This window comes from Micromonospora sp. NPDC005205 (assembly GCF_040608275.1).
In the GTDB taxonomy this organism is placed as follows: Bacteria; Actinomycetota; Actinomycetes; order Mycobacteriales; family Micromonosporaceae; genus Micromonospora.
Genome location: NZ_JBEXHV010000010.1, coordinates 1 through 23350, shown reverse-complemented (window position 1 = coordinate 23350; position 23350 = coordinate 1). Strand labels below are relative to the sequence as shown.

Genomic DNA, 23350 nt, shown 5'->3' with positions numbered 1-23350 from the left:
GCAACACCGCCGATGTTAGGTTCGCCGACATGACTGCGCAGATCACTGCCGCGCATTTCCACGCGGCCGACGGGGTCGAGGACTGGCGCTCCCTCTACCACCTGGTCTCGGCCCACTTCCCGACCGGCTCACTGGCCGAGGGCATCGCGCTCGTCGACGAGATCGGCCGGCTCACCGACGAAACCCAGCAGCAGTACCTCAGCGTCGACCTGCGCGCCACCGGCGTGACAGTGAGCCTGGCTCGGCGCGACATCGCGTTGGCGCGGCGGATCTCGGCCGCAGCCAAGGAACTGGACATTCACGCCGATCCAACCGCCGTCCAACTCGTCAACATCACCCTCGACGCACTCGCCAGCGCGGACGTTCTGCCGTTCTGGCGGGCGCTGCTCGGCTACCGCCAGATCGGCGACGAATACCTGTTCGATCCGTTACGTCGCGGCCCGGGCTTCGGGTTGCAGCACATGGCCGAGGCGCGTCCACATCGCAACCGCATGCACCTCGACATAGCTGTCCCGCACGATCAGGCGGAGGCTCGCATCGCCGCTGCCCTGGCCGCCGGCGGCCGCCTGGTGTCCGACGCGCACGCGCCCATGTGGTGGGTCCTGGCCGACGCCGAAGGCAACGAGGCGTGCGTCGCTACCTGGGTCGGCCGCGACTGAGGCGGCCCGAACTACGCGCGGGCGGTCACCTGCCGTCGGCGGCGCCGTTGGAGAAGCTCGTGGATGACGCCCCACAGCCCGGCGAACGCGAGCGCTGTCCCGCCGAGCGCGGGCAGGAACTCCGCCCCGTCTCGGGACACCCACAGCCGGCCATCCTCCGGGGCATCCGGCGAGTAGAGGACCGTGACGGAGTCACCGTCACGATTGACGGAGCCGCTGCGGGTGACCATCTCGCTGAGGACGACCTGCCGTCCACCGGGTACGGCGTACTGGAAGTCGTAGTGCGTCCCCTGGCGCTTCGCGCCCAACGGCGTCTCGGATGAGCTGATCAGCGTGGCGGTGTCGTAGACCTCCCCCGGCCAACCTCGACCATTCCAGATGATGGTGACGCCGATACCGGTCAGCAGGATCCCGCACAGGACTGCCGTCAGTGCGGCCCGCAGCGCCGAGACACCGGTGATGTTGCGGTATTCAGCCATGGCCGAGAGGATATTCGTGGCCTGCAAAGGGTTGCCGGGTAGGCGCAACGCTTGGCACTGTCACGCCGCGACGGCTGCCCGGCCCAGCGGGAATCGCACGCCGGTGAGGTCCTCCGAGACATCCCAGAGGCGTTGCTGCACGCTCACGTCGTAGGAGTCGGGGCTGGAAGTGACAAGCCTCGGGTAACCGCGCGCCTCGCCGAGGCCGTCGGGGCCGTAGTACTGCCCGCCGAGGACTGACGGGTCGGTGGCGGCCCGCAGGATGGGCAGCGCGCCGGCCGACGGGGACTGGGTGATCGCCGGAGCGAGCCAGGTGATCGGTCCGCGGACGAGCGGCGGGGAGTTGCGCATCAGCTCGGTGTTGGAGACGCCGGGGTGTGCGGCCACCGCGACCGTGGTGCCGTGCGCGGCGAGCCGGCGCTGCAACTCGTAGGTGAACATCAGGTTGGCGAGCTTCGACTGGCCGTAGGCGCCGACCCGGCTGTACGAACGCTCCCACTGCAGGTCGTCGAAGTGGATGGCGGCGCGGATGCGGTGGCCGACGCTGCTGACCGTGACCACTCGCGAGCCGGGCACGGGCAGCAGCAGGTCGAGCACCAGGCCGGTGAGCGCAAAGTGACCCAGGTGGTTGGTGCCGAACTGCATCTCGAAGCCGTCGCGGGTGCTCTGCTTCGGGGTGTACATCACGCCGGCGTTGTTGATCAGCAGGTCGATCCGCGGGTGGGTGGCGCGCAGGCCCGCCGCGGCATCTCGCACCGATTCCAGCGAGGTCAGGTCCAGTTCCCGTACGGAGACGTCGCCGTTGATGCGGGCGGCGGCCAGTTTGCCCTTGCCTGTGTCGCGTACGGCCAGCACGACCGACGCCCCGCGCTCGGCGAGCCGCCGGGCGGTCTCGAAGCCCAGCCCGGTGTTGGCGCCGGTGACCACGGCCACCCGGCCGTCCTGGCGCAGAATCTGCTGCTCGGTCCACTTCATGTCAGGCTCCTTAGGTACCGCCGGTAACTTACGTCTGAACGGTAAGGTACCGCCGGTACGCTGTCAAGGGACCGCCGGTACCTAAGCTAGGGTTGGTGTCATGACGTTCCAGCGGGCGCGCAGCGAGGAGCAGCGTGAGGTCCGACGCCGGGCCATTCTGGAGACGACCTCGGCGATGCTCGACGAGATGCCGGTGGCCGAGGTGACCCTGAACGAGCTGAGCCGGCGGGTCGGCCTGGCCAAGACGGCGGTGCTGCGCTATTTCGAGTCTCGCGAGGCGATCCTGCTCGACCTGCTGGACGACCGGACGGCGACCTGGCTGGCCGAGCTGGAGCAGGAGCTGGCCGACGGTGTCGACCTGAGCCGGCCGGCGATGGAACGGGTGGAGCAGACGGCCGACGTGCTCAGCCGATCGCTCGCCGCCCAGACGGTGCTCTGCGATCTGTTCGGCGCGCAGGGCGGGGTGCTCGAACACAACGTCTCGGTCGAGGTGGCCCGCCGGCACAAGCGGGCCGCACTGGGCAAGCTGGCGGTGATGGCCGGCCTCGTCCGGCGGCACCTGCCCGAGGCCGGCGACAACGCCAAGCTGTTCTGCCTGCACACCCTGATCATGGGTGGCGCACTGTCCGCCTACACCACACCGCCGCCGAGCCTGCTCGCCGTCTACGAGTCCGAGCCGGCGCTCGCGGTCCACCACGTCGACCTCCGGACAGCCCTGCGGGTCGCCATCATCACGTCGCTCGTGGGCATGCTGCCGCGCTCCTGAGCCGCTGCGCGGAACTCGCTGGTCTTGACGCTGTTCGCGGTCTAACGTGGCCCGTCGTGCTCTCACACGAACAGATCATTGGACAGGCCCTGGATCGGATCGGGGCGGGCTATGTCTTTCCCGAGAAGGTCGCTGACATCGACGCCGCGATCCGACGTCGTCTCGCGGCGGGCGAGTACGACGGCCTGGACGGGCCGGCGCTCTGCGAGACGGTCACCGCTCATCTTCAGCAGGTGTGCCCGGACAAGCATCTGCGGCTGTTGTGGTCGGAGCAGCCGCAGTCGCTTGACCCAGCGGACGAGGACGGCGGACGGGCGGCCTTCCTCGCGCTGCTCAGGGCGGAGAACCAGGGCATCCGCAGGGTCGAGCACCTGGACGGCAACGTCGGGTTCATCGACGTGCGGCGCATCGCGTACGCCGACGAGGGCGCTGCCGCGATCGGCGCGGCCATGCAACTGGTCGCCCTCAGCTCCGCGCTCATCCTGGACCTGCGCGCCTGCTCCGGCGGAACACCGGAGGGAGCCGCGATGTGGTGCAGCTACTTCTTCCGCGACGACCAGGTGCACCTCAACGACTTCTACGAGCGGTCCACCGGCGCGACCCGCCAGTTCTGGACCACCGCGCACCTTCCCGCGCCGCGCTACGCCGACCGCCCGGTGTACGTGCTGACCAGCGCGACGACGTTCTCCGGGGGCGAGGACGTGGCGTACACCCTTCAGGCGCACGGCCGGGCCGTCGTCGTCGGTGAGACGACACGCGGCGGCGCGCATCCCACAGCCCGCCACCCGGTCACCGAACACATCCTCGTGACCGTGCCGACCGCCCGCACCATCAACAGCGTCACCGGCACCAACTGGGAGGGCGTCGGAGTGGTCCCCGACGCTCTCGTCCCGGCGGACCAGGCACTCGACACCGCGCTCAAGGCCATCATGAGCGCATAGACACGACAACCGGGCCTCACCTGGCTGCCCGGAGGCAGCACCGTTCGGCCGCGGCGGGACCTTCCGGGCCCGCCGCGGCCTCGTATTCTCGGCCGGCAGCACGCCGACCGGGACCACCCTCGTCAGGCAGTCGCCATTCCTCGGACGGCCAGCTCGCTGAGCGACGCGACGCCAGTGTCGCCGAGCGCCTTCCGAGCCACGGCGGGCTCGCTCAGCTCGAACACCTCGACGAGGAGGGTCGGCGATCCGGACCGGCGGCGGATCCCGTCGATCTCCTGCCGGTCAGGGTTGAACGGCAACGTCGGCCACTGTTTCGCGGTCTCCTGCCAGTCGGTTGAGATGGTCGCGACCAGGCCGTCGAGCAGGGTCGTGTAGTCCTCCGGGCTGATCGCCCGACCCAACCCGTACCGCTCCCGGAGGGCGAGAATCTCGGCCGGGACCTCCTCGGCGGAGTAGCTGTTGTTGATTCCGAGCCACCAGTGGGCGAAGTAGGTGCCCTGGTAGCCCTGGGCCAGGTAGCGCGACCCGTCGCGGTGCACCTCGATGATGAAGTTGTGCACCTGCGGAAACTGGCAGTCGAGCAGCAGGACGGTAGCGTCGCTGGCCGGCGTGGCGAGGAGCGCCTTCTTGAGCGCTTCGCCGCCTCCAGCCCCATAGGTATCGTGCGACAGTCGGGCCGGCTTGCCGCCCGCGGTGCGCAACTGCTCGCGAATCTGGAACGCCGCCATTCCGCAGTTGGCCCACCTGCGGCTCTCGTCGCGCAACGCGATCTGCGGGTCGCCGGTCTTGCCCGTACTTCCCACCGCCGCGTTGAGCTTCACCAGGTCGACCCCGTCAGTGGCCTGGTCACGACGCCGCTGACTGCCCTCGGTGGCACGCGCGGCATCGCGCTGCGCGTAGCCGGTCGCGGCAGTGACGGCTTCGGCCCACGTACCGAAGCTCTGATCGGGCTTCAGCGCGCTCTCCGACCAGTTGATCAACGCACCGACCACCTCATCGCGCAGGTCGGCGGGCATGAGCGGTTGGATCCTGGTCAGGATGTCGACGCACGCCTTCTCGTCGGTCTCCAGGTTGGGGATCTGACCGTTCGGTGGGTAGGCGTCCTTCTCCTCCGCGATGATCAGCATCCGAACCTCCACTGTCCACTGTGAACCGACTGCCCCCACGGCGAGCCGGCTTCCAGATTGGACCCTGAGTGAACGAGCGAACACACAACGTCGGACTTCCGTCCCGGATCGCGGCGCTCAGCGCGCGGTCCGCGCCACACCTGTCGGAGGTTTGACCCGGGAGCACATCGGCTCTAGCTGGCGGCCTTGCCAGAGAGGGATCGCGGGTACCGGAAGGCGCTCAGCAGGGCGGTGACCAAGCCAGCCACCAGCAAGATCCTTACCACGTGGAACACCACCGCGTCGCCGGTGGAATCCGGCGGAAAGGCGTCCTTGACGAGCATGCCGACGCCCAGTCCCAGCCCCAGACAGGCATGCATCGCGGCCCGCAGGCGTGGCAGGGGCTGCTGGCGGCCGAAGATCCGGGGCACGGCCACGCCCCCGCGGCTTCTGACGAGCAGCACGGTGGCCATGGCTAGGTTGGCCGCGGCGCACACGACGGCCAGGACCACGTCCACGGGTTCCATGAGGCCAGACGCTAGCGCACCCGCGCCCGCGAGCGCCGAGCCGGCTCGCGGGGAACACTGTGGCAGCGCCCCTCCTGCCCTAATCTATGGGTGTCGATTGTTACCGCCAGCTCCGTTCGAGGAGAGGTGTTCCGATGGTGAACGTCGATAGCCGAACCCTTCCGCGATTCCTCTCCATCCTGCTGGCCGTCGTGCTCGCCACCGGCCTGTCCCTGGTCGGCGTCGCACCGGCGGCGGCCGGGCAGACCGGCCTGCGCGCTGCCGACCCGAGCGTGATCCGCGTCGGTGGCACCTACATCTCCGTCCAGTCGGTCAACGGCGGGATCGCCGTGCGGCAGGCGGCCTCCCCCGACGCGCTGGCCGCCGCGTCCGCGCGGCAGGTCTGGACGGACAGCCGCAACCTCGGTGAGGTCTGGGCCCCGGAGATCGTCACCGATGGCGGGCGCTACTACATCTACTTCTCGGCCGGGCGCGGCGCCGCCCACCGGATGTACGCGATCCACTCGGCGTCACCGGCCAGCGGCTACACGGCCGAACGGCAGCTCGCACTGCCCGACGGCAGGTGGGCCATCGACGGCAGCCTGTTCACCTTCAACGGGCAGCGGTGGTTCGTCTGGTCCGGTTGGGCCGGGGACACCAACGTCGAGCAGAACATCTACCTCAGCCGGATGAGCGACCCGCTCACCCCGACCGGTGGCCGGTACGTCATCTCCCAGCCGCGCGAGAGCTGGGAGCGCGTCGTCGGCAACCCCTTCATCAACGAGTCCCCCGAGGCGATCCGGGACCCCAACGGGCAGCTGCACATCGTCTACTCGGCCAACGGCAGTTGGAGCGACCAGTACTGCCTCGCCGACCTGCGGCTGCGCGCCGGCGGCGACCCGACGTACGTGTGGGACTGGTACAAGTCGAACGGCTGCCTGTTCGGCTCGAACCGGGCCACCATGATGGCCGGCTGGGACCCCACCCTGCACGTGAACGGACCTGGCCACCACAGCTTCGTGCTGCTCAACGGCGACATCGCGACGAGCCCGCCCGCCGGGCCGAGGTTCCCGCTGATGTACCACGGGGTGCCCAAGGGCACCGCGTACTCCTGGGCGAACCGGCACTGGTACACCGGCACCTTCTGCTGGTGGGGCAACACCACCTACCGCCGCGCCAACGTACCCGGCCCGACGGCCGACACCGGGTTCAGCATCAAGTTCTTCGAATGATCCGAACGTACGACCCGGCCCTTCGCCGACCGTCCCGTCCCGATTGGCGTGCATCGATGATGGTCGTCTAGCCTTGGCGTCTCTCCACTGTGGACGATGAAGGGCTTTAGATGAAGCGCAAGACGATGACCGGCCTCATGGCGGTGCTCACCATGATCGCGGCGATGCTGGTCGGCACCAGCAGCCCGGCGGCGGCTGCCTCCTCCGGCCCCTGGCGGATCCAGCCCTTCACGAACGACTTCTGCCTGTCGCCCGAGGCCTACTCGTCGGGGCTCAATGTGGTCGTCGACCAGCATCTCTGCGAGAGCGGACCGGACCGCGACTGGACCTTCACCACGACCAGCTCGGGCTACTACCGCATCTCCTACAACAACGGTGGACGGTGCATGGCCGTCCGCGGCGCGGTGACCACCGAGCGGGCGAAGATCGTCACGCAGGTGTGCGGCGACGCCCGCCTCAACGACCAGTGGCTGCCGATCAAGCTCTTCACCTCCGGGGGTGCTGACTACTACCAGCTGAAGAACCGGGGCACCGGCAAGTGCATGGCGGTGGAGGCCAACTCGAGGTTGAACGGCGCCGACATGATGCAGTTCACCTGCTACACGACGTCAGAGAACCAGGCCTTCACCTGGGACCTCGTCTAGGCAACGCTCTTCGGCCGCGGCGGGACCTCTCCCGGTCCCGCCGCGGTTCCGCGTTTCCGGCCGGTGTGCCGAGAGATCGACTGTCGACACGGACACCTGCCGGAGGTTTGGCCGCGCACAACTTCGAGCACTACCGAAGAGGTCAAGCCCACGTGCCACAGAGGAGTGAGCCCAGTGAAGAAGCCGCCTCTCGGCATTCTCCTCGTCATCCTCGGCACCATCATCGGATTCGTGCTCGCCGACACCATCGGTGAGCGCCATCCGGACGCCTTCGTCGCCACGTCGGCCGGCATCATCATCCTGGCAATGATTGCCCTGCTCGCGCACCTGCTGCGCCAGCGGCGACAGCGGGATTGACGCAGCCGGCGGAATGCACAGGGAGAAGAGGGGGGACACACGATGCTGCGTCGACAGGCAACGCTTGCACTGGTCGTACTCGCGTTCTTCGCGATGGTCATGGTGGCGAGATTCACCTGGCCGGAGATATCACCAGCGCTTCGGTATCTGAGTGGCGCTTTGATCGCGGCCGGCCTGCTTCTCATTGCCGTCGGCTTCGTGCTGAGAGAACGACGACGACGTTCTGAAGGCTGACACCGCGCGAGGTCGACAGCCAGGCGGATCCCCGCGCGGAGGAGGCATCGTCCCCGGACCCGGGCGGGTCGCTCATCAGCGTCGATGTCGCCCGCTGGAGATCGCGCCGGTCTCTGGCGCCTTCCCGTTCGTCACCCGTCGTAGCGCCCACTCGGCCGGCCCGTACCGGTTATGGCGCAGCCACCACGCGCTCACCGCGAGCTGCGCCGCGTAGATCAGCAGCGCGAGCCCGGTCGTCCCCACCGGCGACACGCTCCCGGCCAGGCCAAGCCCGATCCCGCTGAAGATGAGCAGCCCCAGCAGCGATTGCCCCAGATAGTTGGTGAGTGCGATCCGCCCCGCCGGTGCCAGGGCCGAGCGCACGAACCCGAACCGCTGGCTGTGCATCATCCGCAGCAGCGTGGCCACGTACGCAGCCGTCAGCAGCGGCGCGGTCGCCGCGCTCACGCCCACGGCCAGCGGCTGGCCGTTGCCGCCGCCGAGCGCGTACACCAGACCGCCCGCGATCCCCACGGGGAAGCCGACCCACTGGATCCACCGCAGCACCGGCTCGTGACCGCTGACACCGGCGAGCAGTCGCCGCCGGCCGGCGACCATGCCGAGCAGGAACATCGCCAGCGCCGTCGGCCCCTGGAACGTCGCGGACTGGAGCACCAGGAAGGGAAGCCCGGAGAGGTGGTGGCCAATGACGTCACCCCATCCGCCGAGCATCGCGGCCGTCGCCTTCTCGGCGTTGGCCAGTGCCTCGGCTCGGGTCGGCAGGAACGCGGAGGAGTCTGCGAGGAGCCCGCTGGCCAGCAGGCTCAGCAGCACGATCCCGTAGAGCACGCTTGCGACGCGCAACGCCGTCCGGTCGCGGACCCGGCGCATCCCGAGCAGGACCACGCAGACCACCGCGTAGGTCATCAGGATGTCGCCGCCGTACAGGAGCGCGGTGTGCAGGGCACCGAGGATGAAGAGGCCGGCGATCCGGCGCAGCATCCGCGGCCCGAACGCGGCCCCCGCGCGCCCAGCCGCCTCCATCTGCAGCGTGAAGCTGTACCCGAACAGGAACGAGAAGAGGATGTAGAACTTCATGTCGACGAACACCGCGGACAGGCACCGCGCCACGTCGTCGAGGACCGACGAGAACGCCGGGTCCGTGATCAGGTTGCCCGGGTAGCCGGAGGCCATGAAGGTGATGTTCACGACGAAGATCCCGAGCAGCGCGAACCCCCGCAGCGCGTCGATGTCGTGGAGGCGCTGGCCGGCGGGTGCCCGGCTCGCCGTGGCGCCGATGGTGCCCGCTGACACGTCCATATGCTTCTTCTTCCGTCCGGGCCGACGACAGCATTTAATATACGGGAGATACTATCCATGGGACACAATGCGCCGTCAACGGCCGGCGACGTGCCTGCCGACCTCGCGCGTCTCTGGCGACTGCCGACGTCCGCACGCCGCGGCCGGCCCGCCGAACTCGACGTCGAGCGGGTCGTCGGCGCCGCGGTGGACCTGGCGGACCACGAAGGCCTGGACGGGGTGACCCTGCAGAAGGTCGCGCAGACTCTCGGCTTCACCAAGATGTCGCTGTATCGGCACGTGGGCTCGAAGGAGGAACTCGTCGAACTGATGGCCGACCACGCCACCGGGTCCGCCCCCAGGTTGGACGCGGACGGCTGGCGTGACGGCGTGCATCGCTGGGCAGCGGCGATCCGGACCCGGTACGCCGAGCACCCGTGGCTCGTGGAGGTTCCGATCGCGGGCCCGCCCCGAGGGCCGAATGCCATCGGCTGGATGGACACGTTCCTGCGGGTCCTGCACGACACTGGTCTGGATCCGAGGACGAAGGCAGGCATCCTCGTCGTCGTCAGCGGTTATGTGCGCAACGCGATCCTGCAGAGCCGGCAGATGGCGGCGGGCCGCAGCGGCACCGGGCTCAGCCAGTCGGACGTCGAGCAGAACTACGGCCTCGCCCTCGCCGCGCTCGTCCACCCGGAGCGCTTCCCCGAGGCCGCGCCACTGTTCGCGGCGGGCGCGTTCGAGAGCGAACCGGGCGAGGATCCAGAGGAGCAGGACTTCGTCTTCGGCCTCAACCTGATCCTCGACGGCGTCGAGGCCGCGATCGCGCGGGGCACCCGCTGAGCGTCGACAGCTCGCCACTGTCCACAGCCTCGTCCCGCCGCTGGCCGTCGTACGGCCGACTGACGCTGCCGCCGATCAGGATTCCCGCTTGGCCTTGCTGCGACGGGTCCGGCGCCGGGGGGTGTCATCACCGCCTGCGAGGCGGGTGAAGGTGAGCATGTTCGCCAACGCCACGGCGATGATCGCAAGGCCGACCTGGATCGCGAGCACGACCCAGTCCCAGCGCAGCACCCACACCTGCACGTTGGCCCCGTCGTCGATGTTGAGCGCCCTGGCGACCACTGTGCCCAGCACCGCCGAGCCGACGCCGATGACGAACGTGGCGAAGACGCCGATCCGCTGCCTCCCCGGCAGGATGAGTCGTCCGAGCAGGCCGACGAGGGCGCCGATGAGCACCGCGCCGAGATAACCACTTACCAGCATTGCTGTATCTCCCCTCCAGCAGTGCCGAGATACATGCCCGGATCTCACGTTGCCGGAAACCCCGCCCCGATCAGGGCCGCGGGCATGTCACCCCGACCCACTACGCTGGCGGAGCTTTCACCCCTGAACGAAGGACACTCATGGCCCGCCCCTACCAGCCCGGCCCGAAGCAGTTCGTCTTCGCTGGCGGTGACGGCAACGATCACCACGTCTCGGTGGGCGACCCGCAGGAGGCGTACGTGGCGTTCTCCGCGTTCTTCCGGGGCCGAGAGTCCGACACGTACACCATCACCGACGAGCCGGCGAGGCAGCGCCTGGTGCTCATGCCCAGCCTGGGGGTGATCTCCCGGATCACGGAGGCGGACCATCCTCGGTCGGAACACCTCCGGGTCGACAGGCCCAACCGCTACCTGCCCAGCGCGATGCTGTTCTTCGAGAACGGGTACGCCGGCCTCGACCACTTCGGCCAGTGGCTTGCCGACCTCTCCGACCTCGACGCGTCACCGGAGGCGCGCGGTGCCGCGCGCGCCGCCACGATCACGACGGAGGCAGCGGCGATCGAAGAAGTGGGCCGGATCTGGGCGGATTCCGGCTACGTCGACCCGACCGACAGCTACTACATCTTCTTCGACTCCAAGGACATCGACGATGATCGGGCCGACCGAGCCGAACTGCTCCAGTTGATCGAGTTCCTCGGTCTCGAACGGGTCGACGCCCCGGCCGAGGCTGCCGCGGGCGAAGTCTGGGTGCGCTCCGACCCACGCCTCGACGCCGAATCTGAACAGTGGGCGTGACGAGATGAGAGACATCGTTTTCACCCGGAGCAGCGGCTGGATCCCGACCGTCATCCGCGAGGACGGCGAGCTGAAGCTGATGCTCGGCGCCGGAGCCGACGCCAACCACGAGCCCCGCACGTTCACGATTCCGATCTCCGAAGCTCATGTCGCGGTGATCCGGGAAGACCTGGCCCGACACCTACTGCTGTGGAGTGCGGTCCTACCGCTGTGCGAGGCCGCCGGGACCCGGGGCCAGCTCGACGAAAACGCTGCCGTCTTACTCTTGGACCCGATCCTGCTCTCCCCGCCCGCAGACGTCGACGCGCTGTTTCGGCGCATCCCCTGGGACCGGGGCCGGCTCGTCGCCCACGGTGCCACCATCCGTCTCCTGGAGCGCGGTCAGGTCTGCGAGGCGATGCGCACGGCGACGGAGGCGGCGGACGAGAAGCGTGCCCAGGAGCATCACGCGGACCGCCGCCGCACCGAGCGGGGAGCGGTCCTCGGGCCACTCGACGCGCAGACCCTGAAGTACACGGGCCAGTACCTGCACGGCGCGACAATTCCCCGGCGGAACCCCGATGCCGTCGACCCCGCGCTGCTGCCCCAGGTCATGCGGGTGATCGCCACCGCCGAGCAGGCGTGCGCCGGGATGCGGATCGGTCTCGACCCACGGCGGGGACACCGGGCCACTAACAAGCGCGACTGGAAGCGGATGGAGGCGACCGTCGACGCAGCAGTGCGCCGCGCGTACCCCGGGCTCGTCGATGACGCGGTGCGGACGGTGACCTTCCTGATGTGCTCGGAGGCCGCGGACCGCGCCAGGAGCACGCCACCGGAGGACGACGACTCTGGTGCGAGTGCGACGAAGGCGGCCCTGACCTTCACCGACGACACGGGCGGCGAGAAGAAGTGGCGACGGGACGGCCCCCGCGGTGCGTCCGCCGAGTTCTGGGAGTTCGTCGCCGATCGCTCGGCCGGGGACAACGAGGTGTTCACCATTGAGGACGAGGAGATGGGCGAGGGGGTCCAGCTGCAGTTCTACGCGGACTGCATCGCCCGGATCACGACGGTGCGGCCCGGTGAAGCCGGGTCGGATCCGCAGTACCAGGTCGAGTACAGCCTGGTCGACGGGATGGGTGGGTACCGGCACCTGGTGAGCGCCTTCGTCCAGGGCGGCTGCGCCGCACTCGACCAGCACGGTCAGTGGATGTCGGATGCCGCCGAGTTCGAGCGCGCGCGTCGCCAGCGCAAAGCCCGGTAGTCCCAGGCCCCTCCCAACGGTCTGCTGCCAGCTCGTCTTTCATTGACCCGAGGCGCCAGGCCGATGCCGGGTCGAGCGGCCGTCAGCGGGTGAGGCCGACCACCGTGGCCAGTCGCGCCACGCCGGCCGACGCCGGCTGCGCGCGGGCGACATCGGCGATGACGGTACGCGCCAGAGGCCGACACCGAACCTCAGCCGGCGCGACGCTGTCCGCGTCCACCAGGGCCCGCGCCGCCCCGCGCAGGTCACCCATCTGCAGGTACGCCCGCGCGACATCAACCAGGTAGGCACCCCGGTACTCGGCCGGCAATCGCCGCCACCCCTCCCGTCGCACCACGGCCGAGTGCCTTCGTAACGCCTCGGCAGCGTCCCCCCGTTGCGTTGCCACGAGAATCCGGGCCAGCTCGACGGCGACCTGCCCGAAGCTGGTGCGGTGCGTGTCGTCGTATCCCCTCAGGCTTCCGGCGATCCCTGCGGCCCGGTGGGTCAGCTCGTCGGCGCGGCGGTACTCGCCGCACCCAGCGGCGGCCAATGCCGCCTGAACCAGCAACGTCCCACCCACCGCCCTCCCCCGGTGTTCGCCCTGCCCCTCGCCCCCGCTCCCGCCTCCGTGATCAAGAGGTTTGCGGCAACTTTGATCTCCACTAGCGCCGCAAACTTCTTGATCACCATGCTGTGTTGCCGGCGGGAGCACGCGGTTGGCGGCAGGGAGCAGCGCGGCCAGGGCAAGGCGGTCGCGGTTCTGCGCGCGGAGCGCCTGGGCTACCGAGATGGTTGCGCTTGCCGCGAGGGCCGGGTCGTCGCCGGCGGTGGACATCGCGCGGTCGGCGGCCAGCCAGGCCAGGTCGGCCTCGCCGAGCTTCACCAGCAGCGACGAGGTGATCCGGTACGCCTGCACCAGCAGCTCCCGTGACTGCGCAGCCTGGGCGGCGTCGAGCAGACCCGGCACCACCCGCGTCAACTGCCCGTAGTGCGCGTGCTGGTAGGTCAACCAGGCATGCCCTACCTGCCTCCGCAGCTCGTCCGTCTGCGGTGGAGCCTGCGGGATGTCGTAGCGGGCGAGCGCGGCCCGGATCTCGTCCACCCCGTCCGGCGTGCCTGCCGGAGTGCTCCGCGGCTGGCCGAGCAGCACCTCCGGGTCGACCCGCAGAACGTGGGCCAACTCCTGGATCACCGAGTACCGGTCCAGGGTGCGGGCACCCCGCTCGATCTTGTCCACCCAACTCTTCGACCTGCGCAGCCGATCCGCGAGCATCTGCTGCGTCATCGACCGCCGCACCCGCCACCGGGCCACCCGACGACCGATCGGGAGGTCATCGTTGGTCACGCCGCCACCGCCGGTCCGGGACCGCGCGGGTCGTGTCGACCGCGCGGGTCGTGTCCTCCACGGGTACGCGCTCCGCCTCGGCCTGTGCCAGGAGGCGCTGTTTGGCAGCCTCCCGCTCGGCCGCCTCACTGTTGGTCTCGGGAGCGTTGTCGTCCCGACCACTCATCCCCGCCTCCTCCGGTCTAGGCCCAGCAGCTCAGGGTCGACCGTTGCCGCGCTGGACCATCAGGACGTAGTCACGTCCCAAACCGGACAGTAGGGTGGATTGGTGATGCGATGATTACTGGCAGTTATGCGGCCAGGTTGATGCCGATACGGCCAGCGAGCAGGCGCAGCTCGTCGGGGATGGCCCGCCGCTGGGCACGCTGGGCCAGGGTCACTACGGCATCTCGCGCGAGGGGGTTGATGGCGAACGGAATCGGCGCAGCCCGCTCGGCTTGCACGAATGCAGCCAGTGCCTCAACGTCACGGCGACCGCCGTCCGCCAGGGCACGGCCGAGGTCGAGCCAGTAGGACTGCTGGCGGATCGACGCTGCAAGCACCTGCGGTCGAACCGTCCTCGACAGCTCGATAACTCGGCCGGAATCGCCCTGCTCGGCGGCGATGGACATCTCCCACAGTCCGACGTTCGTTGGTCCGAACCCACAGCCGTTGAAGCCAGCGCCGTCGGTCGGGTCTCCGAGGGTTGCCGCCTCGCGGGCCGCCTCTGCGAGGTGGTCGTGCGTGACGTCCAGTCGCCCACTCACTGCCGAGGTCAACGCAGCGGAGAGGTGGAGCTGACCGAGCATCTGTCGGACTCGTGGGTCGGCAGCGTCGGCTTGAAGTTCGGTCAGAGACCGGTCAGCAGCGCGAGCCGCCACAGCGGCCGACTCGATCGGCAGGCTCTGCGCGTAGGCGAACCGAGATGCAGCGATCCACGCTGGATCCTCGGCGTGTTCGGCGACCGCCCCGGAGAGCCGGGCAGCGTTGAGGGCAAGGTGGCGGTATCCGAGGTTCCGCAGGCAGGTGGCGGCTTGGTAGGCCACCTGGACGAGCACGGTGCCGCCAACAGCGGCGGCCTCAAGTAGAAGACTGGGCAGCATACGAGCCATGGCCGGGTAGTTGCACGAATTGCGGAGCTGATCGGCGCGGGCGATCTCGGCCGCCAGTTGCTCCGCTGTGTAGGTCGACGGGCGGCGTTCGCCGTCCTCGATCTCGATCAGGGCTGACCAGATGGCCGGCACACACTCGGCGGCGCTCTCACGGGCCGGGTCGCCGGACTCGGTGCCCTGGCCGAGCAGGTCGGCCACGGTGACCTGGAGGGCAGCGGCGAGTGCGACCAGGGTGGAACGACGGTCGATGGTCTTCCGCCCCGACTCGACCTGCGACACGTACGACTGGGTGACGCCGGCGAGCCCCGCGAGGACGGCCTGGGTCATCCCGCCACGGCGCATCCGCCAGTACCGGATCCTGGCTCCGATGGTCTCCGGCTTCGTCACCATGCCTTCGCCAACCTCCAGGTAGAGGAGCATGGCAGCGGCCACGCGTTGTCACTCCGCACGTTCGGACGGTACACCGACGGAGCGTTCCCGTGACGGCGGCGACTGCCTCGACGACCATCGCGACGGGTCCGGTCAGTCATCGACGCCCGCGAGAAATGCGCACGGCGGAGGTTGCGGAAACCGTTGCCCATCAATAGTTTGACGGCCATGATTCTCCCGAGCGAGCCAATCGGAAGCTTTCCCCGGCCGCCGGCGCTGCTGGCCGCCATCGCCGATCACGCCGCCGGACGGGTCGGGCAGGCCGCGCTGGACGAGCAGTACGACGCCGCTGTACGGGACACCATCGCCACCCTTGAGCGGCTCGGCTCACCCGTGGTCACCGATGGCGAACAGCGCAAGTCGAGCTTCGCGACGTACCCGCTGTCGGGTCTGGACACACTGGCGCCCGACGGTGCTGTCATCCCGTTCGCCGACGGCCACACGCGGCAGCTTCCCCGCCTCACCAGGGGACCGTTCCGCTATGCGACGCGATCGCAGGCGTACCTGATTGCCGCGCGACAGCACGCGACAGTGCCGGTCAAGCAGGCGGTCATCGCGCCGTCCGCGCTCAGCCTGCTGTACCCCGAGCATGGCATCGAGGGGTACCCCCGAGAGGCGTTCCTCGATGACCTTGTCGACGAGGCGGAGGCCGACATCCGCGGCGCGCTGGACGCCGGCGCTCAGACCGTGCAGCTGGACTTCACCGAGGGCCGTCTCTCGATCAAGCTCGACCCCTCCAAGGGCCTGCTGGAGACATTCGTGGCCCTGAACAACCGTGTGCTCGAACGGTTCACTCCGCAGGAGCGGGCGCGCATCGGTGTGCACACGTGCCCCGGCGGCGACCAGGACTCCACGCACAGCCTCGACGTGGATTACGTCGAGCTGCTGCCGAGCCTCTTCGCGATCGACGCCGGCGTCTTCTACGTGCAGCTCGCCGGAGAATCCGAGCCGGAACGGGTGCTCGCGGCGATCGCTGAGCACGCCCGACCGCACCAGCGGATCTTCGTCGGCGTGACCGACCCGGTCGACCCGGCGGTGGAGACCGCTGACCAGGTGCGCGACCGCGTACTACGAGCCGCTGAGTACATCTCGCCCGACCGGCTGGGCACGTGCGACGACTGCGGGTTCGCGCCGTTCGCCGACGACCTGTCCACGTCGCGGGACACGGCGTGGGCCAAGGTACGCGCCCGGATCGAGGGAACCGCCCTGGCCGCCGAGCACCTGGCCGGCTGAGGCGGGGCCGGCGGCGGTCGGCGCCCCCGCCCGGCCTACAACGCGACGATCGCCGCCGTCTCCGCCGGCAACTGGATCCGGTCCCGCATAACCGTGACGCCCTCCCCGGTGGCCAGCAGCACTCGCCGAGCCACCCCGGGCAGCGACACCCCCTGCCCCCGCCCAGCGAAGTTCGCCACCACAAGCGTGTCCCCCCGCCGCATCACCAGGAACTGGTCCCCGTGCTGCACGGACACCTCGTGCATCCGAGGATCGGACAGGTCCGAAGTCGAGCGCCGCAGAGCAATCAACCGCTGATAGAACGACAGCATCGACGCATGGTCAGGCTTGTCCAGCTCAGCCCAGTCCAACCGGGACCGGACGAACGTCTCCGGGTCCTGCGGGTCCGGCACGTCCCCTTCCGGCCACCCGTGCGACGCGAACTCCCGCCGCCGCCCGTTCCGCACCGCAGTGGCCAACTCCGGCTCCGGGTGTGAGGTGAAGAACTGCCAGGGCGTAGAGGCAGCCCACTCCTCCCCCATGAACAACATGGGGGTGAACGGCGCCGTCAGCAGCAACGTAGCCCCAACGCGCAGCAGCGACGGCGACAGTGAAGCCGAGATCCGATCCCCGGTAGCCCGGTTCCCAATCTGGTCGTGGTTCTGTAGGTAGGCCACGAACCGATGCCCAGGCACCCGAGGATCAACAGGCCGCCCGTGGTGCCGGTTACGGAAGCTCGACCAGGTCCCCGCGTGAAAGAACCCACCCGTCAGCACGTCCGACAGCGTCTCCAGAGCGCCAAAATCGCCGTAGTAGCCCTGCCGCTCCCCCGTCAGCAACGTGTGCAGCGCGTGGTGGGCGTCGTCGTTCCACTGGGCGTGCAGGCCGAACCCACCCGCCTCCCGGGGCGTGATCAGCCGCGGGTCGTTGAGGTCCGACTCGGCGATCAGCGACAGCGGTCGCCCGAGGTGCGTCGACAGCGACTCGACCTCGATGGCCAGCTCTTCGAGCAGCGGGATCGCCCGGGTGTCCGGCAGCGCGTGCACGGCGTCCAGGCGTAGGCCGTCGACGTGGTAGTCGCGCAGCCACATGAGCACGCTGTCGATGATGTAGCGGCGCACCTCGTCGGAGTGCGGGCCGTCCAGGTTGACCGAGCGGCCCCAACTGTTGCTCTGCTCGGCAAGGTACGGACCGAACTGCGGCGCGTAGGCCCCGGAGGGCCCGAAATGGTTGTAGACAACGTCGAGGATCACCCCCAACCCGCGAGCGTGGGCGGCGTCGACGAACCGTTTCAGGCCGTCGGGGCCGCCGTAGGGCTCGTGGGGGGCGTACCAGCAGACGCCGTCGTACCCCCAGTTGTGTTCGCCGTTGAAGGCGTTGATCGGGAGCAGCTCGATCAGGTCGACGCCCAGGGAGACGAGGTGGTCGAGGCGGTCGATGGCCGCGTCGAAGGTGCCGTCCGGGGTGAAGGTGCCGATGTGCAGCTCGTAGAGGATGCTGCCGGGCAGCTGCCGGCCCGTCCACGCGCTGTCGGACCACGCGTAGGCAGCGTGGTCGTAGCGGCGGCTCGGCCCGTGCACTCCCGCAGGTTGCCACGGGGACCGGGGGTCGGGCAGTGGGGTTTCGTCGTCGTTCAGCAGAAAGGAGTAGTCGGGGCCGGCGTCGGGCACGTCGACCTGCCACCAGCCGTCGGCGGCGGTGTGCATCTCGTGGTCGGTGTCGCCGGCCAGGCGCAGCCGCACCCGGGTGGCGTCCGGAGCCCAGACAGAGAATTCGGTCATGAAACGGCCTCCTCGGCAGCGGTGGGAGGAGCCAGCAGAGCGACGGGGTAATCGGCCAGGAGGGTGTCCAGCGGCGTCTCTCCGCCACTGTAGACCCGCCCGGTGAACAGGTCCTTCATCTCGTGAACGGGAAGTGACAGGGCTGTGTCACACCACCCGCCGACACGTGCCAACCGGAGCGGCAGTCGGGTCGCCACGGCGATCACACCGCCCCGGTCGAAGGCCACCGCGTGCCGGCTCACCGGCCCCTGCGCCGGGAGCGGCCGGTAGGTGGTGAACAGCTCCGGGTGCGCGCGGCGCAACCGCAGGGTCCGCGACACGACGAGCAGCTTCGCCGCTCCGTCGGTGTCGACCGGGGGGCGCCAGCCGCCGTCGATGCGTGCCAGCATCTCTCGGCGTACGTCGAAGTCGACAGGGCGGCGGTTGTCGGGGTCGACCAGGGAGTTGTCCCACAGCTCGGTGCCCTGGTAGGTGTCCGGCACACCGGGCATGGTGAGCTGCACGAGCTTCTGCCCCAACGAGTTGGACCAGCCGGCCGGGGTGATCGCGGCAGCGAGTTCGGTCAGCTCGTCGTGCAGGCTCGGGTCGTCGTACATCCTGTCGACGACGTCGTGCAGCGCCTGCTCGAAGGCCGGGTCCGGTTCCGCCCAGCTGGTCGAGGCCCCGGCCTCCCGGGCGGCCTTCTCGACGTACGCGTGCAGCCGCTCCCGTTCGATCGGCCACGCGCCCACTGCGGTCTGCCAGAGCAGGTGGGCGAACGCCGGGTCGGGCAGCGGCGCGTACTCCATCCAGCTCTTGACCTGCTCCGCCCAGCGGCCCGGCAGTTCGCTGAGCACGGCGAGGCGGGCGCGGACGTCCTCACCACGTTTGGTGTCGTGGGTGGAGAGGGTGGTCATGCTGGCCGGCCAGCGGACCTGTTGGGCGGTGGCGAAGCGGTGGAACTCCGCGGGTGGCACGCCGAAGCGGACCGGGCTGTCACCGACCTCGTTGAGCGCCACGAACCGGGTCCACCGGTAGAAGGCGGTGTCCTCCACCCCCTTGGCCATCACCGCCCCGGTGAGCTGCGGGAACCGCATGCCCAGCTCGTCGTCGGGGTTGCGCAGCCGGCGGGTGACCGCGTCGAGGGCGCCGGCCAGGTCGGGGCGGCGGCGGCCGGCCTCGGAGCGGGCAGCGGCGAGCAGCCGGGCGCCGTGCGGCGGGTAGCCGCGGTAGACGGCGAACGCGGCGGCCAGCTCGGCGAGCGCCGCGCGGGCCTGCTCGGTCGGCACCTCGGGGGCGAGTGCGGCCAGCCGGGTCAGCTCGGCGGCGAGCAGCCGGGTGGCGGCGGCCAGTTTGGTGGCGTGGGTCAGGTCCTCCCAGGAGGTGTGCCGGCCGGTCACGTGAGTGTCCAGCACTGTGAAGTCGCCCTCGGCGTCGATGTCGATGAAGAGCCCACCGGCCATGGCCAGGGCGTCGTAGCCGGTGGTGCCGTCCACCGGCCAGTCCGGCAGCTCCTCGCCGTACTCCAGGATCTTCTCCACCACGAGCCAGGCGTCCGGCGCGGCCTCCCGCAGGCGGGCCAGGTACCCGGCCGGGTCGCGCAGGCCGTCGGGGTGGTCGACGCGGATGCCGTCGACCTCCCCGGCGGCGGCCCAGCGCAGGACCAGCTCGTGGGTGGCGGCGAAGACCGCCGGGTCCTCCACGCGCAGGCCCGCCAGGCCCGCGATGGCGAAGAACCGGCGGTACGTCAGCTCGGCGTCACCGCGCCGCCAGGAGATCAGCTCGTAGTGCTGCCGGTCGTGGACCTCCCGGGCGGCGCCGTCGCCGGTTCCGTCGGCGACCGGGAAGCGGTGCTCGTGGTAGCGCAGCTCCCCGTCGACAAGCTTGAGGTCGTCCAGGGCGGCCGGGTCGTCGGCGAGCACCGGCAGCAACAGCCGGCCCCGGTCCCAGTCGATGTCGAACCAGTCGGCGTACGACGAGTCGCGCCCCCGGCGCAGCACGTCCCACCAGGCCGGGTTGGCGGCCGGGACGGCGACCCCGGCGTGGTTGGGCACGATGTCGACGACCAGGCCGAGCCCTCTGTCACGCAGGGCGGCCAGCAGCCGCTGCCGGGCGGCCTCCCCGCCCAACTCCGGGCTGACCGCCCGGTGGTCGACCACGTCGTAGCCGTGCTGCGAACCGGGGGTCGCGGTCAGCAGCGGGGCGCTGTAGAGGTGGCTGACGCCGAGGTCGTCCAGGTAGTCGACGATCGCGGCGGTGGCGTCGAGGTCGAAGTCGGGGCGGACCTGGATCCGGTAGGTGGCCTTGGGAGGGGTGGCCGGCATGTCAGATCATCCTCTCCAGCACGACGAGGGACCGGTCCGGCACCCGGATGGTGCCGCCCGCGCTGATCACCGTGGCGTCGTCCGGCTGGGGTTCGGCGGTGCTGATCACCCGTTCCCACTTCTGGCCGTACTCACTGCCGGGCATGGTGAAGTCCAGTGGCGCGTCGTGGGCGTTGAAGCACAGCAGGAACGACGCGTCGTGGTGTTTCTGGCCGTACTGGCCGCGCTCGCGGATGCCCTCGCCGTTGACGAAGAGCGCCACCGAACGGCCGAAGTCGTTGCCCCAGTCCTCGCCGGTCATCTCGCGCCCGTCCGGGGTGTGCCAGGCCAGGTCGGGCAGCGGCTCGTCGATGCCGCGCCCGTTCACCGGCAGGCCGGTGAAGAAGCGGCGACGCCGGAACACCTGGTGTCGTTTCCGGAACGCGGTGAGCGTCTGCACGAACTCCAGCAGCTGCTCGTCGACGTTGTCCCAGTCGACCCAGGAAAGCTCGCTGTCCTGGCAGTAGACGTTGTTGTTGCCGTGTTGGGTGCGGCCCAACTCGTCACCGTGGCCGATCATGGGCACGCCCTGCGACAGCATCACCGTGGCCAGGAAGTTGCGCCGTTGCTTGGCCCGCAGCGCGAGGACCGCCTCGTCGTCGGTGTCGCCCTCGACCCCGCAGTTCCAGGAACGGTTGTGGCTCTCGCCGTCCCGGTTGTCCTCGCCGTTGGCCTCGTTGTGCTTGTCGTTGTACGACACCAGGTCGTTGAGGGTGAACCCGTCGTGCACGGTGACGAAGTTGATGCTGTGGAACGGTCGGCGGCCGTCGTCCTGGTAGAGGTCGGCGGAGCCGGAGATGCGGGACGCGAACTCGGCGAGGGTGGCCGGCTCACCGCGCCAGAAGTCCCGCACGGTGTCGCGGTACTTGCCGTTCCACTCCGTCCACAGTGGCGGGAAGTTGCCCACCTGGTAGCCGCCGGGGCCGACGTCCCACGGTTCGGCGATGAGCTTCACCTGGCTGACCACCGGGTCCTGCTGGACCACCTCGAAGAAGGTGGAGAGCCGGTCCACCTCGTAGAACTCGCGGGCCAGGGTGGCGGCAAGGTCGAAGCGGAAGCCGTCGACGTGCATCTCGGTCACCCAGTAGCGCAGTGAATCCATGATCAGTTGCAGCGAGTGCGGGCTGCGCACGTTGAGGCTATTGCCGGTGCCGGTGTAGTCGACGAAGTAGCGCCGGTCCTCCTCGCTGAGCCGGTAGTAGCTCGGCGCGTCCACGCCCTTGAAGCTCAACGTCGGCCCGAGGTGGTTGCCCTCGGCGGTGTGGTTGTAGACCACGTCGAGGATGACCTCGATGCCGGCCGCGTGCAACGCCTTGACCATGCCCCGGAACTCCTGCACCTGCTGGCCGAGGCGGCCCAGCGCCGAGTAGCCGTGGTGCGGGGCGAAGAAGCCGATGGTGTTGTAACCCCAGTAGTTGCGCAGCCCCAGGTCGTCGAGGCGGTTGTCGTGGATGAACTGGTGCACCGGCATCAGCTCGATCGCCGTCACCCCGAGCCGGGTCAGGTAGTCGATCATCGGCGGGGAGGCGATGCCCGCGTACGTGCCACGCAGCTCCTCCGGGATGTCCGGGTGCCGCATGGTCAGCCCGCGAACGTGCGCCTCGTAGATCACCGAGTGGTGGTAAGGGGTGCGCGGCGGCTTGTCGTTGCCCCAGTCGAAGTACGGGTTGACCACCACCGACTTCGGCATGAACGGCGCCGAGTCGGTCTCCGACATCCGCTCCGGGGAGTCCATGTCGTAGTCGTAGACCGCTGGGTCCCACTGGACGTCACCGTCGATGGCCTTGGCGTACGGGTCGATCAGGAGCTTGTGCGGGTTGCAGCGCAGCCCGTTCGCCGGGTCGTACGGGCCGTGCACCCGGTAGCCGTAGCGCTGCCCCGGCTCGATGCCCGGCAGGTACGCGTGCCACACGTACGCGTCCACCTCGCGCAGCTCGACGCGGCGCTCCGCGCCGGTGTCCCACTCGTCGAAGAGGCACAGCTCGATCCGCTCGGCCACCTCGGAGAAGATGGCGAAGTTGGTGCCCATCCCGTCGTAGGTGGCGCCAAGGGGATACCGCTCGCCCGGCCAGACCTGCATGTCGCTCCTTCAACCCATGGTGATGTGCGCACCGGCCGAGACCGCCCGCACGCAAGCAGGTAGTGCCCCCGGCCCGGGCGCGCCAATCCATCCTTCCAGGCGCTGCCCGGAAACCACCCGTCTGAGCGTGCAACACCACTCAGGTGTCCTCCGTCACGATGACCCTTTTCGAGGTGCGTTCTCGGGCCGGATGGACTTTCCTTGATCGGGGACAAGCGTTCGCGCGTGCCCGCCAGGCCCTCGGCCACCCCTTACACCTCTCGCTCCGCCGCCATCGACGCCGGCGCGCACCACCATGCACGGACGGAGATTGATGTGACGACCCTGCGGGTCGACGAGCAGCTCGCTGCCACCAAGGACCGGGCCCACCGGCCCACCCTGACCTCCCGGCCCCAGCTCCCGACCCAGCCCGGTCTTCCCGCGCTGTCCGGCCTGTCCGCGCAGCCCGGCGCGGTCGTGCCGGCGCAGCCCGGCCCCGGGGTGCCCCCGCAGACCCGTCGCATCCTCATGCTGTCCTGGGAGTACCCGCCGGTGCTCGTCGGCGGCCTCGGCCGACACGTGCACGCCCTCTCCGTCGCCCTCGCCGCCGCCGGCCACGAAGTCACCGT

At 69.6% G+C, this 23350-nt stretch carries 24 protein-coding genes; 12 read left to right on the top strand and 12 right to left on the bottom strand.

Annotated features, from left to right (window positions below):
* Nucleotides 1-29 precede the first annotated feature (29 nt).
* On the top strand, nt 30-659 hold the full coding sequence (locus ABZU43_RS19140; protein ID WP_355007835.1) for a VOC family protein: 630 nt from the start codon (nt 30-32) through the stop codon (nt 657-659).
* A gap of 11 nt (nt 660-670) precedes the next feature.
* Here ABZU43_RS19140 and ABZU43_RS19135 read toward each other — a convergent pair whose 3' ends face one another.
* On the bottom strand, nt 671-1138 hold the full coding sequence (locus tag ABZU43_RS19135) for a DUF3592 domain-containing protein (protein ID WP_355007834.1): 468 nt from the start codon (nt 1136-1138) through the stop codon (nt 671-673).
* Nucleotides 1139-1198: 60 nt separating this feature from the next.
* Nucleotides 1199-2113 (bottom strand): SDR family NAD(P)-dependent oxidoreductase, encoded by a 915-nt coding sequence (locus tag ABZU43_RS19130; protein WP_355007833.1) that lies wholly within the window; start codon nt 2111-2113, stop codon nt 1199-1201.
* 100 nt (nt 2114-2213) lie between these two features.
* Here ABZU43_RS19130 and ABZU43_RS19125 point away from each other — a divergent pair, with 100 nt between their 5' ends.
* A complete protein-coding gene (locus tag ABZU43_RS19125) occupies nt 2214-2879 on the top strand; it encodes a TetR family transcriptional regulator (protein ID WP_355007832.1) in 666 nt (221 codons plus the stop codon).
* Between the two features lie 56 nt (nt 2880-2935).
* Nucleotides 2936-3820 (top strand): S41 family peptidase, encoded by an 885-nt coding sequence (locus ABZU43_RS19120; protein ID WP_355007831.1) that lies wholly within the window; start codon nt 2936-2938, stop codon nt 3818-3820.
* A gap of 122 nt (nt 3821-3942) precedes the next feature.
* Here ABZU43_RS19120 and ABZU43_RS19115 read toward each other — a convergent pair whose 3' ends face one another.
* Entirely contained in the window at nt 3943-4947 is a 1005-nt protein-coding gene (locus ABZU43_RS19115) for a hypothetical protein (protein WP_355007830.1), read from the bottom strand.
* A 173-nt stretch (nt 4948-5120) separates the two neighbouring features.
* The gene (locus tag ABZU43_RS19110) at nt 5121-5453 is read right to left on the bottom strand and encodes a hypothetical protein (protein ID WP_355007829.1); all 333 of its coding nucleotides are present in this window, start codon (nt 5451-5453) and stop codon (nt 5121-5123) included.
* A 134-nt stretch (nt 5454-5587) separates the two neighbouring features.
* Between ABZU43_RS19110 and ABZU43_RS19105 the strand changes: the two genes are divergently transcribed.
* From ABZU43_RS19105 to ABZU43_RS19090, 4 genes are all read left to right on the top strand, one after another.
* Nucleotides 5588-6664: a glycoside hydrolase family 43 protein gene (locus ABZU43_RS19105; protein ID WP_355007828.1), complete on the top strand. Its 1077-nt coding sequence runs from the start codon at nt 5588-5590 to the stop codon at nt 6662-6664.
* Between the two features lie 110 nt (nt 6665-6774).
* Entirely contained in the window at nt 6775-7308 is a 534-nt protein-coding gene (locus ABZU43_RS19100) for an RICIN domain-containing protein (RefSeq protein WP_355007827.1), read from the top strand.
* Nucleotides 7309-7482: 174 nt separating this feature from the next.
* Entirely contained in the window at nt 7483-7665 is a 183-nt protein-coding gene (locus tag ABZU43_RS19095; RefSeq protein WP_355007826.1) for a hypothetical protein, read from the top strand.
* 42 nt (nt 7666-7707) lie between these two features.
* Complete coding sequence (locus tag ABZU43_RS19090) at nt 7708-7899, top strand: hypothetical protein (protein ID WP_355007825.1); 192 nt, start codon at nt 7708-7710, stop codon at nt 7897-7899.
* 75 nt (nt 7900-7974) lie between these two features.
* Here the strand turns inward: ABZU43_RS19090 and ABZU43_RS19085 are convergent, their stop codons facing one another.
* Nucleotides 7975-9198, bottom strand: a complete 1224-nt coding sequence (locus ABZU43_RS19085; RefSeq protein WP_355007824.1) for a DUF418 domain-containing protein — start codon at nt 9196-9198, stop codon at nt 7975-7977.
* On the opposite strand from ABZU43_RS19085, the gene ABZU43_RS19080 reads away from it, so the two are divergent.
* On the top strand, nt 9199-10020 hold the full coding sequence (locus ABZU43_RS19080; protein WP_355007823.1) for a TetR/AcrR family transcriptional regulator: 822 nt from the start codon (nt 9199-9201) through the stop codon (nt 10018-10020).
* Nucleotides 10021-10095: 75 nt separating this feature from the next.
* Here ABZU43_RS19080 and ABZU43_RS19075 read toward each other — a convergent pair whose 3' ends face one another.
* Entirely contained in the window at nt 10096-10443 is a 348-nt protein-coding gene (locus ABZU43_RS19075) for a GlsB/YeaQ/YmgE family stress response membrane protein (protein WP_355007822.1), read from the bottom strand.
* Between the two features lie 140 nt (nt 10444-10583).
* On the opposite strand from ABZU43_RS19075, the gene ABZU43_RS19070 reads away from it, so the two are divergent.
* Together ABZU43_RS19070 and ABZU43_RS19065 are read left to right on the top strand one after the other, a co-directional pair.
* Nucleotides 10584-11237 (top strand): hypothetical protein, encoded by a 654-nt coding sequence (locus ABZU43_RS19070; RefSeq protein ID WP_355007821.1) that lies wholly within the window; start codon nt 10584-10586, stop codon nt 11235-11237.
* A 4-nt stretch (nt 11238-11241) separates the two neighbouring features.
* Nucleotides 11242-12480, top strand: a complete 1239-nt coding sequence (locus ABZU43_RS19065) for a DUF6357 family protein (protein WP_355007820.1) — start codon at nt 11242-11244, stop codon at nt 12478-12480.
* Nucleotides 12481-12562: 82 nt separating this feature from the next.
* Here ABZU43_RS19065 and ABZU43_RS19060 read toward each other — a convergent pair whose 3' ends face one another.
* From ABZU43_RS19060 to ABZU43_RS19050, 3 genes are all read right to left on the bottom strand, one after another.
* Nucleotides 12563-13807: a helix-turn-helix transcriptional regulator gene (locus ABZU43_RS19060; RefSeq protein WP_355007819.1), complete on the bottom strand. Its 1245-nt coding sequence runs from the start codon at nt 13805-13807 to the stop codon at nt 12563-12565.
* Nucleotides 13794-13973 (bottom strand): hypothetical protein, encoded by a 180-nt coding sequence (locus ABZU43_RS19055; protein ID WP_355007818.1) that lies wholly within the window; start codon nt 13971-13973, stop codon nt 13794-13796. The genes ABZU43_RS19060 and ABZU43_RS19055 overlap by 14 nt, the downstream gene beginning before the upstream one ends.
* 124 nt (nt 13974-14097) lie before the next feature.
* Nucleotides 14098-15288 carry a helix-turn-helix domain-containing protein gene (locus ABZU43_RS19050; protein ID WP_355008025.1) on the bottom strand — a complete coding sequence of 397 codons (1191 nt, stop codon included), beginning with the start codon at nt 15286-15288 and terminating at the stop codon, nt 14098-14100.
* A gap of 207 nt (nt 15289-15495) precedes the next feature.
* Here ABZU43_RS19050 and ABZU43_RS19045 point away from each other — a divergent pair, with 207 nt between their 5' ends.
* Nucleotides 15496-16560, top strand: a complete 1065-nt coding sequence (locus ABZU43_RS19045; protein WP_355007817.1) for a cobalamin-independent methionine synthase II family protein — start codon at nt 15496-15498, stop codon at nt 16558-16560.
* Nucleotides 16561-16595: 35 nt separating this feature from the next.
* On the opposite strand, the gene treZ is transcribed toward ABZU43_RS19045, so the two are convergent.
* From treZ to glgX, 3 genes are read right to left on the bottom strand one after another with little or no spacing between them, the layout of a single operon-like run.
* A complete protein-coding gene (treZ, locus tag ABZU43_RS19040; protein WP_355007816.1) occupies nt 16596-18320 on the bottom strand; it encodes a malto-oligosyltrehalose trehalohydrolase in 1725 nt (574 codons plus the stop codon).
* Nucleotides 18317-20623 carry a malto-oligosyltrehalose synthase gene (gene treY, locus ABZU43_RS19035; protein ID WP_355007815.1) on the bottom strand — a complete coding sequence of 769 codons (2307 nt, stop codon included), beginning with the start codon at nt 20621-20623 and terminating at the stop codon, nt 18317-18319. The genes treZ and treY overlap by 4 nt, the downstream gene beginning before the upstream one ends.
* A gap of 1 nt (nt 20624) precedes the next feature.
* Nucleotides 20625-22742, bottom strand: coding sequence for a glycogen debranching protein GlgX (glgX, locus tag ABZU43_RS19030; RefSeq protein WP_355007814.1), 2118 nt, complete (start codon nt 22740-22742; stop codon nt 20625-20627).
* Nucleotides 22743-23057: 315 nt separating this feature from the next.
* Here glgX and ABZU43_RS19025 point away from each other — a divergent pair.
* A partial coding sequence (locus tag ABZU43_RS19025; protein ID WP_355007813.1) for a glycogen/starch synthase occupies nt 23058-23350 on the top strand: 293 nt, incomplete at its 3' end.